This window comes from Aequorivita viscosa (assembly GCF_900106795.1).
Lineage (GTDB): Bacteria > Bacteroidota > Bacteroidia > Flavobacteriales > Flavobacteriaceae > Aequorivita > Aequorivita viscosa.
In genome coordinates this window covers 7,509-20,351 of the sequence record NZ_FNNS01000011.1, presented here as the reverse complement: position 1 = coordinate 20,351, position 12,843 = coordinate 7,509, and the positions used below count along the sequence as shown (strand labels likewise).

Annotated in this window: 14 protein-coding genes; all 14 read right to left on the bottom strand. The window is 36.5% G+C overall.

Going from position 1 to position 12,843, the window contains the following annotated elements; all coding sequences use genetic code 11:
* Positions 1-338: 338 nt before the first annotated feature.
* Entirely contained in the window at positions 339-1,394 is a 1,056-nt protein-coding gene (locus tag BLW28_RS07915) for a hypothetical protein (RefSeq protein ID WP_143036856.1), read from the bottom strand.
* Between the two features lie 139 nt (positions 1,395-1,533).
* A complete protein-coding gene (locus BLW28_RS16145; RefSeq protein ID WP_083540698.1) occupies positions 1,534-1,767 on the bottom strand; it encodes a glycosyltransferase family 2 protein in 234 nt (77 codons plus the stop codon).
* A gap of 43 nt (positions 1,768-1,810) precedes the next feature.
* A complete protein-coding gene (locus BLW28_RS07905; RefSeq protein ID WP_073217371.1) occupies positions 1,811-2,719 on the bottom strand; it encodes an NAD-dependent epimerase/dehydratase family protein in 909 nt (302 codons plus the stop codon).
* A gap of 4 nt (positions 2,720-2,723) precedes the next feature.
* Positions 2,724-3,389 (bottom strand): phosphoadenylyl-sulfate reductase, encoded by a 666-nt coding sequence (locus tag BLW28_RS07900; RefSeq protein ID WP_073217375.1) that lies wholly within the window; start codon positions 3,387-3,389, stop codon positions 2,724-2,726.
* A 4-nt stretch (positions 3,390-3,393) separates the two neighbouring features.
* A complete protein-coding gene (locus BLW28_RS07895) occupies positions 3,394-3,870 on the bottom strand; it encodes a DapH/DapD/GlmU-related protein (RefSeq protein WP_073217378.1) in 477 nt (158 codons plus the stop codon).
* 21 nt (positions 3,871-3,891) lie between these two features.
* Positions 3,892-4,836, bottom strand: coding sequence for a DapH/DapD/GlmU-related protein (locus tag BLW28_RS07890; RefSeq protein WP_073217381.1), 945 nt, complete (start codon positions 4,834-4,836; stop codon positions 3,892-3,894).
* Positions 4,836-5,918, bottom strand: coding sequence for a DegT/DnrJ/EryC1/StrS family aminotransferase (locus BLW28_RS07885; protein ID WP_073217384.1), 1,083 nt, complete (start codon positions 5,916-5,918; stop codon positions 4,836-4,838). The genes BLW28_RS07890 and BLW28_RS07885 overlap by 1 nt, the downstream gene beginning before the upstream one ends.
* Before the next feature lie 94 nt (positions 5,919-6,012).
* The gene (locus BLW28_RS07880) at positions 6,013-6,801 is read right to left on the bottom strand and encodes a sulfotransferase (protein ID WP_073217387.1); all 789 of its coding nucleotides are present in this window, start codon (positions 6,799-6,801) and stop codon (positions 6,013-6,015) included.
* Positions 6,801-8,081: an ABC transporter ATP-binding protein gene (locus tag BLW28_RS07875; RefSeq protein WP_073217389.1), complete on the bottom strand. Its 1,281-nt coding sequence runs from the start codon at positions 8,079-8,081 to the stop codon at positions 6,801-6,803. Before BLW28_RS07875 ends, BLW28_RS07880 begins: the two co-directional genes overlap by 1 nt.
* Before the next feature lie 84 nt (positions 8,082-8,165).
* Positions 8,166-8,528 (bottom strand): four helix bundle protein, encoded by a 363-nt coding sequence (locus tag BLW28_RS07870; RefSeq protein ID WP_073217462.1) that lies wholly within the window; start codon positions 8,526-8,528, stop codon positions 8,166-8,168.
* Between the two features lie 230 nt (positions 8,529-8,758).
* Complete coding sequence (locus tag BLW28_RS07865; RefSeq protein WP_073217392.1) at positions 8,759-9,625, bottom strand: ABC transporter permease; 867 nt, start codon at positions 9,623-9,625, stop codon at positions 8,759-8,761.
* 852 nt (positions 9,626-10,477) lie between these two features.
* Positions 10,478-10,621 (bottom strand): hypothetical protein, encoded by a 144-nt coding sequence (locus BLW28_RS15720; RefSeq protein WP_159431756.1) that lies wholly within the window; start codon positions 10,619-10,621, stop codon positions 10,478-10,480.
* Between the two features lie 716 nt (positions 10,622-11,337).
* Positions 11,338-11,748: a DUF5675 family protein gene (locus BLW28_RS16000; protein WP_073217403.1), complete on the bottom strand. Its 411-nt coding sequence runs from the start codon at positions 11,746-11,748 to the stop codon at positions 11,338-11,340.
* A gap of 17 nt (positions 11,749-11,765) precedes the next feature.
* Positions 11,766-12,521 (bottom strand): hypothetical protein, encoded by a 756-nt coding sequence (locus tag BLW28_RS07840; protein WP_073217406.1) that lies wholly within the window; start codon positions 12,519-12,521, stop codon positions 11,766-11,768.
* Between the last annotated feature and the right edge of the window lie 322 nt (positions 12,522-12,843).

Sequence of the window (12,843 nt, the reverse complement as noted above, 5' to 3'; positions counted from 1 at the left end):
TTTTAGCAGACCCTCATTATGCTTTATAAAGTGTAATGGGGGTTTTTTGTTTTGTCTTACAAATCTAAATGGTTTGTTTGAAATTTAACAACTTTTTAGTGTTAAAAATTAGTTGTGGCTGAGATTAGAAACTAAAGGCTAGAGTCTAGGCGTCATTTAGAAAGCTGGAGTTCTTTTTGTGACATTCGCAGCCATAACAGCATCCGTATTGTCTATTCCCTCTCATCATCAGTCACTTCACACTTTAAATTCTAATAGATCTACACTTGGATATTCACTACCGTTTCACCAATTAGGCTGCCCTACTGAAGATCCGGGTTATTATGGAAACTAAAGTGTTATTCTTGTTCTAATATTGCTTTAACATTTGCAATAAAATCTAGTTGTGTATAATTTTCTTTCAGTTGATTATAACAATTCGCATTATGTTGAAATTCCTTTTGAGTCTGCCTTACTTTGTTATTATCTATATCTCTAGGAAGTTCGCTAATTTCGCTAATGTAAAAGCCTTCATGCTTTAACCATTTATAAGTTGAACTCCTCCTATTTAAATATACTTTTGTACCAGATGAAATAGCTGTCAATATATTTCCTAAAGCATGTTGTCTATAACTGTTAATTATAAGCGCTGTCGCAGTGTTATAAACTCTACTAAACTCTTGAATATCTAAAAAGTCTTCAATCAGAACAAAGCTATTTTGGTTTGCCTTATTTCTTACTTTCTCCGTATAATCATTATCAGCACCGTAATTAAAAAATAAGTTGAATTTATAATTATCAAATCTTTTAGATTTTTTAATTATTCTAAAAACATCTAAATGATTATTCCATATATTTCTACTATTACCGATAATTAATTTATTACTTTTATTTGATAATTCAAGGTTTTTCGGTAGCTCTCTTGTTAATGGAAGTTGTATAAACTTTGGCAAATAGAAATATTTTTGAAGAGCTTGATACTCAAACTTATTAATTAATATTATAGCATCGATTTTGCTATAGAGCAGCTTTTGTTCAAAATAATTAAAGCTAAACTCGATTCCCAACAACCTTTTAACCTTTTTCTTTAGATAGTTTTTAAAAGAATAGCTCTCAAGAGAAATAGGTTTAAATAAACGAAGTGTAGCTCTACTCACAAATTTATTTAATTTTAACTTATACAGTTCATATCCAAAAAGCCTTAAAAATACTTTTTTATCCCTAGTGATTCTTTCAAGAATTTGAATATTCACATTATTTAAATCGTAGATAACCACTCCATCGTAATGAGGAAGAATATTATTTATATTATCAACCTGTGATTCATTGAAAATATAAAATTCAAACTTCAAATTATTTAATTTATTAATAATTGCATTATCTGCATCGCCTATAAAAACAATAATGTTTTCCAATAATTCGCTATTATACTTTAGCGTATCATGGATAAACTTGTGGTCAGTATGAAAATGAATTAATCTATGCATTTTTCAAAAGAATTATAGACTTGATATATTACCGACTATTTTATTCACTATATAAATTCAACGTATTCTATATTCTACGGTTCTTCATTTTACATTGCGTAAAGTTGGCTTTATTAACCCTAGATTTTTTATTATTTTCTCTAATTATATCACTCGTGCTGTATGTAGAGGCATCATCATAAATAAGGATTTCATACTCAAAATTGCATTGCTGCATGAGAAAACCGTCCAGACATTGCCGGATAAAAGAACCATGATTATACGTGATACAACAAATAGATATTAGGGGATTTTTGTCCATTATTTAGTGCTTTTTAACATTATCACACACGATTTTAATTTTCTTATTTCTGAACTCTCAGATTGGTGCGGAAATCCATAAAGACTTCATCCAATTGACTCAATTCCTCTTCCAGAGAGTTTAAACCTTTTATAGATTGTTCTTCATATTCTATACTTGGATTGAGGTAGGTATACTCCAAGTCGGGAAGATGACGCTGAATAAGCCAATTTTTTATTTCATTTAAATCGGCGTTGAATTCCACTGCAAAACCTTTTCGAATATGCTCCTGCGTTGATAGGGTCAGCAATAATTCCTCTACTACTTTTTGAAGGGAAACAAAGGGTCTTTTTTGAGTACCGTTACCATAAATTATAATTTTTTTATCCACGAGTGCATGAAATATAAAATTATTCAGAACCGAATCCATTCGGAAACTGGGATTAAAGCCAAAAACATTAGCCGAACGAACAATACTTACCTGACATTGGTTTTCGAGAAGATTTACAAATTTTTCGCCTTCGAGTTTTGATTTACCATAGGCGTTCGTAGGATTTGGATTATCTCTTAAATCTACTTGACCACGCAAACCATAAACAGAAGCGGAGCTTAAATAAACAAACCGCTTTATGTGATCCATTTGTTGAATACATCGCACTATATTCAAAGTACCCCATTGGTTAATCTGTTCGTATTGAACATTCTGGGCGTAACTATAAGGAAAGGAAACATAACCCGCTAAATGGAATACCATTTCAACCTTTTTCAACACCTTACTCAAGACATAAGAATCCAAAATATCGCCTTGAATAAATGTTACCTTTTCAAGTTTCTGACAACCAATGAAAAAAGAAAGTGGTGAACGAGAAAGGTTGTCTAACACATAGATTTTTTTTACTCTCTCAGAAGCATTAAGTTTTTCCACCAAATCCGATCCTATATAACCGGCACCTCCAGTTACTAAAACATCCATAAGATTATTTGTTTGAATGCAATCCGCATTCTGTTTTTTTACTTCCTACCCATCGACCTCCTCTTTCTGTGCCATCCGTCCATTTATATGTACACGGAACACAGCCAATACTGATAAAACCTTCCTTTTCAAGAGGATGCTTTGGAAGATTATTTTTTTGGATGTATTGATAGATATCCCTGCTGTTCCATTCCAACATGGGGTGCAATTTGACGATCCCATGCTCTTTGTATTCGAGAGTTTTCATTTCTTTTCTAACGGAAGTTTGATCTCTGCGAACACCACTAATCCATATATCTCCTGATTGTAGAAAATCATCCAAAGGGCTTACTTTGTTGATAAAACAGCAATAATCCGGATCCAATGCATATTGAAACAGTCCTGTCCTGTTGTCCCTTTGTTGTATTAGAGAAGTATTCGACTTAAGGGTGATAATATCCAAATTAAATATCCGTTCCAATTGTTCTTTGAAAGCATATGTTTCAGGGAACAAAAAACCCGTATCCAAAAAAATTATTTTTACTTGCGGAAAATGTTTTCCAATAATATGCAAAAGCGGAACACTCTGCGTTTGAAAAGAAGAAGAAGCATAGATATTTCTTTTCTCTTTTTCAAAAGAAAAAATATTATTTTCTAGTAACTGAACAGTATTTTCAACCTGAACATCCATACAGTTACTTTTTCTTAAAAAATTTCGCAGGACTCCCTAACCATATTTCATTTTCCGGGATACTTTTATTTACAAAAGCCATACTCCCTGTAACTGAATTATCGCCGATAGTTATTCCATGATGCAATACTGTATTGGTCCCGATAAAACAATTCTTACCAACTTTTGCTCCACCTATGGACTCTTTACCCGTATCTAAATTATTTGTCATAACTCGTGGACAAACATAAGTATTATCCCCAATGACACAACCTCTTGCAATTATAGTATCGTATCTTAGGGTTACATTGTTTCCAATTATGCATTCTCCCGATGAAGAAACCCTAGAGTCTATATAGCAGTTTTTTCCTATAATCGTGTTCTTTCTTAATTCTACAAAATGCTTTATCACTGTTCCATCTCCAATTTCTACTCCCTCTTCAATGACAACATAGTTTCCGATTTCTACATTTTCTCCAATTTTTGCTTTTTCTGAGATCATAATTTTTAGTTTAAGTTGATTTTAATTCCTTTTTGGAACACCATTTAGTTTTTCTTTTTTTGAAAGGTATTTTATAGTTTTCGCTGGCACACCGGCGAGGACAGCAAAGGGCTCAAAAAAAGATTTAGCAACTACAGCTCCGGCTCCGACAATACAATCTTCTGCAATATGAACGTGAGAGGACAACACACTTGCTGCTCCTAAAAAAGAACGCGCCCCCACACGACTATTCCCTGCTAAAGTAACATTATTAGCCAAATGACAGTTTTCTTCCAATATAGAGCCATGTCCTATCTTTGAACCATGGGCTATCAATGTCCCTTTTTTAATGGTTGTGTTTTCATTGACTGAGCCCTTCACAATAGAAACATCAGAGCCTATAAAACAGTTTTCCTCAATTAACACTCCTCCAAATTGAGGTTGGATGACACGTTCACCATTTTCATCCCAGATCCAAGCCACACCGTTTGCTCCAATATAAGAATTGGGTTCGATTTTAGTATTATTTTTTATAATGACATTGTCTCCAATAATAACGTGGGTGTCAATATAACAATCTTGTTCTATCGTGCATTTTCCAATTACTGCATACGGACCAATGTAACAATTCTCACCTATTATTGCTTCTACATCTATAACAGCAGTGGGATGTACACCTTTCTTTTTAGGGGGCATCGTCATTTGGCACAGCTGATAAAAAACAATTTGAGGGTTTTCGACGATCAAAAAAACATTAGTCTGATCAGTAGAGAATGTATGCTCTACTGCATTGGTAATAATTAAGCTATTTTTAATTTTGATTTGATGCTCGATATATTCCTTTTCCAGATAATAGATTCCACCTGAGACGATATTCTTTAAGCTAGCTAATTCATATTCCGTTTTTAAATAATTTTCATTTAAAAACTTATGAATAACCTCTTTTTTTTCCAAATATCTCTTTATATCAAAACTAAGAATTCTCATTACACTAGTATATTTTTGATAATATCGCCTATCGTATCAACTTCCTCTTCCATTAACAAATCATAATAAAGCGGCAAACACAAAACCCGTTTAGAAATACTATCGGTTACTTCCATTTCAGTTGGATTCAAATAAGGCAATGCCGTAGCCAAGCTGGGATAAAAATACCTTCTGGTTCCAATTTGATTTTGTTTTAAAGCTTCTTCCACTTGAAGCAAGGCTTCCTCCGTTTCAAAAATAACGGGATAATAAGCACCGTTGTTTTCAGAATCGGGATGCCAGGTAGGCCTTTTAAGCGCGGTGTCTTGCAACAATTCGTCGTATCGAGAAGTAAGCATTTTTCTTTTTTTAGCTATGGCATCAATATACTTTAAATTTGCTAACCCCATAGCCGCATGATACTCGGAGTTTTTTCCATTGATCCCTAGTTCAGCAAATTCATAAAAACTTGAAATTCCAAAATTACGGATGTGCTTTAGCTTTTGAAACAATGCGGGGTCTTTTGTAATCACCAATCCCCCTTCAATGGAATGATATAGTTTTGTGGCGTGTAGGCTACAGGTACTAATATCGCCATATTCAAATATGGACTTTCCATACACTTCTACCCCAAAAGCATGGGCGGCATCGTAAATAACTTTTAGGTTGTGTTTTTTTGCAATAACTTCAATAGCTAACACATCGCATGGATTGCCATAAACGTGTGTTGCAAGTATGGCGGAAGTATTTGGGGTAATAGCTGCTTCAATTTTAGAAGCATCTATATTGAGACTGTTAGGGTCAATATCAACAAATACAGGGGTACAACCTTCCCATACAATGCTGCTGGTAGTGGCGACAAAAGAAAAAGGAGTTGTAATTATCTCTCCTTTTAAATCCAATGCTTTAATTGCCATTTGCAAGGCAATAGTGCCATTAGTAACAAACAAAAGGTTCGGAACTTTTAAATGCTCCGTCAACCGACCTTCCAGTTTTTTAGAGAGTGGCCCCATATTCGTAAGCCACCCGTTTTCCCAAATGGTATCTAAGTATGCCTGATATTCTTCTTGAGGCGGAAGGAAAGGTTTGGTTACTGGAATCATAATCGTATTTATGTAGATAATTCACTTAAAAGCACACCTATATTCTATTTAATATAGACAGATTACAAACAATATCATTTTATTTTAAAAAACATCAAAATGAATCTACATCGTAATCAAAATACTCAAGTTGTTTTATAGTTGTATTTAATATTATATTATAATTAGTTTTTCCAAAATATGCTCTGAAATCGTCAACCTGTTTTCCTTTCGGCTGAAACTGCTTGTTTTTAATATTTTTAATTGAATTAACTTTTTTTAGCTCTAAACTATCACATAAATCATCAATAAAACTCTCTTTATTATTTTTAAAATCTTCATATTTCACCAACACACAATTAGGATGATTTAAGTAATGATCTTGAGAATATACTTTTACATATATATCTGCTAGTTTTTTCACATAATTCTCACCGTCAACAAACATTGGCTGCCAATTCTTATTTACAGAATCAATATTTAAAATGACCTCATTTCCTTCTAACCCTAAGCGATTTAGAATTGATCGAATTACGTCAAAAGGATTTCGAACTATAAACACGTAGCGTTGTAATTCAAAATAATCTTTAATATAATTTATCATTAATGAAGCCCCTGGTTCCTTAATAATATCTTTAGAAAATGGATATGGATTATTATTAACATGTTGACCTAAATTTAATACTCCTGACTTTATCTGAGTAGAATATGGATGCCAAAGTAGTGGAGTATCAATTGTAACACTTTTTCCTGAACGATGTGCTAAAAGAGCTGCAATTGCAGATGTTCCTGACTTTTGCATTCCAAATATCCAAATAGCGTTTTTGTTAGGTCTTGCTATTTTCTCTTGAAACTTTTGCCAATTTTTGATTAACTTTCTTTTTAATCTATATAGACGCCCCATTACACAATATATTTTCCTGGTAATATAGCATAATTACCAGGACGATTTAACTTACCATTTAACCAAAGATTTCCAGGAAGAATATGCAAAGTTGCAGCTTCCTCAATAGTATCGAAATGATCCTCTCTACGTGTGCCTATACCTGTTTGTATTCGTAAATTATACACTCCTCCTCTTAGATAGATATTAGGGATAACTAAATCAATAAAGTTACGACTACTTAAATTAGAAAAGTCACTCCCCATTTCATCACTCAAATAACTTAATGAACTTGTTTCTTGATCGTCTTTAAAAGTAACTCCTAAAAAAAATCTATTATAATCGATTTGATTATCATATTTCTCAAAAGTGAATCGAATTTTTAAAAATTCACCTGAAATTACCTGATCAACTTCAATATTATTCTGATTGAAAAACGACACTTGCACTAGCTTTAATTTACCATTTCCAAACCGATCTGTTCGTTGTCTTAAAGCTAATTTGTTCTGATCCTTGCCTCTCGATAAGTAAAACTCAACACTTTCATCAGCAGTTCCTTCAAAAACAGTAGTTCCATTTTCCAAAACGATACCTCGGGTACACAAACTCTTCACCGACGCCATATTATGGCTAACAAACAACACCGTTCTCCCTCCTTCCTTAGAAATGTCCTGCATTTTACCAATGGCTTTTTTCTGGAACTCGGCATCTCCAACCGCTAAAACTTCATCTACCACCAAGATATCGGGCTCTAGGTGTGCTGCTACGGCAAAAGCCAAACGCACTTTCATTCCGCTACTATAGCGTTTTACGGGGGTGTCTATATAGAGCTCGCACCCTGAAAACTCAACTATTTCGTCTAGTTTAGCTGCAATCTCGGCTTTGGTCATTCCTAAAATAGCTCCGTTAAGGAATACATTTTCACGACCCGTTAATTCTGGGTGAAAGCCTGTTCCTACTTCTAAAAGAGAAGCTATACGTCCTTTAGTCTTGATAACTCCAGTAGTAGGCAAGGTAACTCTAGAAAGAATTTTAAGTAATGTAGATTTTCCAGCGCCGTTTTTCCCTATAATTCCTAATACTTCACCTTGTTTTACCTCAAAGTTAATGTCATTAAGCGCCCATACATACTCCGCTTTTTCTTTACTGCTACGATTGTTTACTTCTCCAATTTTTAAATACGGGTCTTCTTTTCCTCTTACTTTATACCACAAACGGTTTAAGTCGTGAGACAAAGTCCCCGTCCCTATCACTCCGAGACGGTATTGTTTGGAGATGTTTTCTGCTTTTAGTATAGTCATTTTTCGGTTGTCGGTTGTCGGTTGTCGGTTGTCGGTTGTTGGTTGTTGGTTGTTGGTTGTTGGTTGTTGGTTGTTGGTTGTTGGTTAAGATTTCCAATTATTTTCTACGTACAATATAAATGCAAATATTTTTGCGCCTAATTTGTCATATTTATCAATTAATTCAGGTACTTCTGCAATATTATATAATTCCTGTATTGTTTCCAATTGCCCCATACATTCCAATAAAGAAGCGTGCGAATAAGTTAGGAATTTTATAAAATCTTGTTTATACCTTCTTCTTCCATAGCCCTCTACAATAGTATCTTTCACACTTTTCGACGACCTCCGTACCTGACTTCCTTGTTCATACAATTCAAACTTTGGCATTTTTAAAGAGGCGTGATGCACTTCAATTGAATATGCAAATGCTAAGTTGTAAATGTCTAAATCTTTATAGGATTTCATGGTTGTCTGTTCTCGGTTATCGGTTTTCTGTTCTCGGTTGTCTGTTTTCGGTTTTCGGTTGTCGGTTGTCACTCAAACGACAACTAATATCTCATAATTGTCAATTAAAAAGACCAACTTCTCCCCCCTATCACACTCCAACCGACAACTCCCAACCAACAACTATTACCTCACAATTATAAATAAAAAAGACCAACTTCTCCCCTATCACACTCCCAACCGACAACTGTTTACACCGTGTCAATAAAGCTCTTCTCCGTCCTATTAAATATAATTAGCCCTAAAAAGAATATTCCAATCGCGAAAGCAAGTGCATAAAGTGCTCCTCCCCAACTAAATGAACCCGTATTAAGCACCATAAACCTAAAACCCTCTAAAATTTGCGATAATGGATTGTAAGTAATAATATTAGCTGCAAAGGCAGGTAGTTTTTCACGTGCTACTTCTATTGGGTACGGTACTGCCGAAATATACATCAGAAGCGATACTGCAAAACCGACTAATATTTTTAAATCTCTATACTTCGTTGTCATAGCACTCGTAATCATTCCTAAACCCAAACCAGTCAAAGCCATCATTACCACTAATAAAGGGAATAGGAAAATGAAATAATTAGGACTTATATTAGCTCCAGAAAGCACAAAATAAATATAAAATGAAATGAGTATCAACAACTGAATCCCAAACTTAACTAGGTTTGAAATTGTGACAGACATAGGCATAATTACCCTTGGGAAATATACTTTCCCGAAAATATTAGCATTTTTATTAAACGTATCTGAGGTACCGGTAAAGCAAGTGGCAAAATAGTTCCACAAGGTTATCCCTGTTAAGTTAAACAGAAAAGGAGGTATTCCGCCTGTACTTATGTTTCCTAAGTTATTAAATACTAATGTAAAAATAACCGAGGTAAACAAAGGTTCTATTAAAAACCAAAGCGGCCCAAGAATGGTCTGCTTATAAAGTGTTGTTATGTCTCTTTTTACAAAAAGAATTAGCAAGTCGCGATAACGCCAAACTTCTTTTAGGTTTAAGTCAAAGGCTTTCTTCTCGGAAGTTATCTCGTAAAGCCAAGCATCATTTTTTTCGAAACTCAAAGTAGTGGTTTTTTAGTCGGTTGCAAATATAGATAAATTTAACATTCTTCAATATGTTTTTTCATTGGAATATGTGGGGTGTCGGTTGTTGGTTGTCGGTTGTCTGTTGTCGGTTGTCAGTTAGTGGTTGTTGGTTGGTGGTTGTCTCCGCTTCGCTGAAATAGCTCTTTCGGACAGGGGTTGTTGGTTTGGTTTATTATATGTCCCTGATTTGGGTTGTGTTTATCTTCATTTTCACTAAATAGTTTTCTTAAAGTTTATTTGTCGTGAGGCAAACAATCGTGGTTCAAACCGTCAAGCTTCAATTTCGTTTTCATTTTCGTAAAACACCCTGCGTACTCCGCGTATTCTCTGCGCCCCTCTGCATGAAACCCTCTCGCAAAGCCGCCAAGCCGCAAAGTTATTTTGTCGTGAGTCAAACAATCGTGGTTCAAACCGTCAAACTTCATTTTCAATTTCGATTTCGATTTCGATTTCGATTTCGATTTCAATCCCCAATACCCCAACCCTTAAGGGAGCTAGAGTAGGGCTTCAAATTTTCAACTTCATCTTTGAGAATTTTGTAAATTAGTGAAACAGTAAATTATCAACCAAAAAAAATCAACCTTCTTTAGCCCTGCTCAACCTGCAACCTCCAACCTCCAACCTGTAACATGCAACCTGCAACCTGCAACCAAGGATGTGGATTTCGATTTCGTTTTCGATGTCAATTTCCTTTTCACCCCTCCCTATTCCGTAAAACACCCTGCGTACTCCGCGTATTCTCTGCGCCCCTCTGCGTGAAACCCTCTCGCAAAGCCGCCAAGCCGCTAAGTTATTTTATCGTGAGTCAAACAATCGTGGTTCAAACCGTCAAACTTCATCTTCATTTTCGTTTTCGTTTTCGATTTCGTTTTCGATTTCGATTTCATTTTCGTTTTCGATTTCGATTTCGTTTTCGTTTTCGATTTCGTTTTCATTTTCGTTTTCAATTTCGTTTTCCTTTTCGCAAGCCAAATCTCCAACCTCCCCTTTAGGGGATCAGGGATCCCTCCCTACACCCAAAAAAAAAAGCAGTCCCTTCCCAAAAGAAGAAACCGCTTCTAAAAAACACGCCTACATCCAAATCTCATTATGTATCCCGTCCATTAATAAATTCCTGCAGCCATCCCAGAAATTCACGGAAAATAAGCGTGGTACAATAACTTACCAACGCCCCCACCACCGCCATAATAACCGTGGATCTCAAGTCTTGGTGACTCAATCCTGGAAGAGTAGCGAAAAGTGTGCCTCCCAGGATGCCACTAAACCACGGTATTTCCCTAAGCATCAGGTTCAGGTTTAGGGGCTTCAGGATCTTGTACAGCGGCCTGGCTAACAGCCGATAGTACAGTGCCCGAAATAATCATCGTCGTAGCCGCCGTCGCTACCGCTGCGGGTAATACAATGGGCAGTGCCAACAATGCACCCCCCACCGAAGCTAGGCCAAGGCCAATATTCCGTAATACTCGAAAGAATTTTGGCGTGGGTTTGTTGTATCGTTCTACTATGTTCATAGTATTCAAATTAAATTCTGTTATAAAAAATCTCAAATAAAAAAGGTTTAAAACCTTCAAAAAAAATAGATGGGGAAAGTCTGGAAATTCAAGGACCCATCTCACGCCCACTCAGGCTATAGTTCCACTTCTCAAATTAATCCTGATTTCGAGACCTTCCCCCCTATTCCAGCGCCATTACCTGCCGCTGTGCTCTGAACTGATCGTTAGAAAAACCGCCTGTCCCGGATTCCGGGCCGCCTCCATTTTCAGCAACACCTTTTCTAGGGCCCTTCTAGAATCCAGCCCCTTTCCTATTCCTGTCAATTGCGTTACAGGCGCAATACAGCCACGCAATTCCTTGCTGGCGTCATTGGCAGGATGGATAAGGATTCCCGTGCGATCGGCTACCTCCTTCAATCGAATATGGTTCCCAAAACGCACCGAATAAAACGGCTCTATCTCATATACCCCATCCGGAATGCAGGATTCCCCACGTCTGTTCGCCAACCAAGGCAATTCAATGGTAAAGCAGATGAAAAGATGCCTGTGAAAAAGCACCCCGTTCGTCCCTGCCCTAAAATGGGTCCGATGTAAAAACAAGTCCATAGCTCAATATCCGTTGGTTACACCTGGTCAACACCCACGATGGATAGAGCATTGAAAACGCCATTGCGCAACAGATACATCTCACCGTTAACCTCTTGATAAAAGCTTACACCTATCAATTGGAGTATCGGTAGCAAACTTCCACCGCTCACGTTTGCTGTTAAGGTAATGGCTGCTTGGGGCACATCGTCCCAAGGGATCATCGGCGTCTCGTCATGGTCCTCCTCAAAACTGCGGCCCAAAAAATCCAACGCACTCACTGCAGCAGAGATCTTGATATGGGTAGTGCCCCTTGGTGCCTCAATAGTATCTTTCGGCACAAAATCAGCAATCTCCACCTCATACAATCCCGTCATACGATCAAAAGTATGACTGTATCCACTAAAAAATACCGTATCCAACTTCGCCTTTTGGTTAAAGTCAAACCGGTGCAACAGGCTCATATCGCCATCCTGAACCGTACGGAGTCCCCGTCTGTTAATAGTATCCGACTGGATTACTAACATAAGGGACCGAACCAGTCTTGAAATGACCCTATTGTCGCTCGCCTGACGTAGCAACAGCCTGTTTGCCTTACGGATCAACTGACCGGCTTTACCGGCAGTTCCAAACTCCATCCCGTTCTCACGAGTCCGCTTAAACTTAGGATCGCTCATAATACGGTTCTTATCCACTCCGCCTTTCTCCCGCGCTAAATACCCATCAGCCGTCTTGTAAAAGGTAACATCTCCCATGGTACCTTTTAATTTCAAAATTCCTTTTTGTTTTGCCATTGTTAAATAAATTTAAAGTTAAACATACCCCAAACTTATCCCCAACAATCTAAAAATCAATCCCCCTCAACACAAACCAACACTTTTTGCATATTTCTGCACATCCTCGCACCCCAACAAAATCCCATCCCCCAATAAACCAGTATTCAGTGTTCAGTATTCAGTATTCAGTATTCGTGTTCAGTATTCAGTGTTCAGTATTCAGTGTTCAGTATTCAGTGTTCAGTATTCGTGTTCAGTATTCGTGTTCAGTGTTCAGTGTTCAGTGTTCAGTATTCAGTATTCGTGTTCAGTATTCATTATTCAGTATTCAGTATTCAGT

What these genes read in the sequence shown, in the direction of transcription:
- BLW28_RS07870 (WP_073217462.1), bottom strand. Translation starts at nt 8,528, where the DNA reads ATGAAATCCTATAAAGATTTAGACATTTACAACTTAGCATTTGCATAT.
- BLW28_RS16000 (WP_073217403.1), bottom strand. Translation starts at nt 11,748, where the DNA reads ATGGACTTGTTTTTACATCGGACCCATTTTAGGGCAGGGACGAACGGG.
- BLW28_RS07840 (WP_073217406.1), bottom strand. Translation starts at nt 12,521, where the DNA reads ATGGCAAAACAAAAAGGAATTTTGAAATTAAAAGGTACCATGGGAGAT.
- BLW28_RS07875 (WP_073217389.1), bottom strand. Translation starts at nt 8,081, where the DNA reads ATGACTATACTAAAAGCAGAAAACATCTCCAAACAATACCGTCTCGGA.
- BLW28_RS16145 (WP_083540698.1), bottom strand. Translation starts at nt 1,767, where the DNA reads ATGGACAAAAATCCCCTAATATCTATTTGTTGTATCACGTATAATCAT.
- BLW28_RS07905 (WP_073217371.1), bottom strand. Translation starts at nt 2,719, where the DNA reads ATGGATGTTTTAGTAACTGGAGGTGCCGGTTATATAGGATCGGATTTG.
- BLW28_RS07895 (WP_073217378.1), bottom strand. Translation starts at nt 3,870, where the DNA reads ATGATCTCAGAAAAAGCAAAAATTGGAGAAAATGTAGAAATCGGAAAC.
- BLW28_RS07900 (WP_073217375.1), bottom strand. Translation starts at nt 3,389, where the DNA reads ATGGATGTTCAGGTTGAAAATACTGTTCAGTTACTAGAAAATAATATT.
- BLW28_RS07885 (WP_073217384.1), bottom strand. Translation starts at nt 5,918, where the DNA reads ATGATTCCAGTAACCAAACCTTTCCTTCCGCCTCAAGAAGAATATCAG.
- BLW28_RS07880 (WP_073217387.1), bottom strand. Translation starts at nt 6,801, where the DNA reads ATGGGGCGTCTATATAGATTAAAAAGAAAGTTAATCAAAAATTGGCAA.
- BLW28_RS07890 (WP_073217381.1), bottom strand. Translation starts at nt 4,836, where the DNA reads ATGAGAATTCTTAGTTTTGATATAAAGAGATATTTGGAAAAAAAAGAG.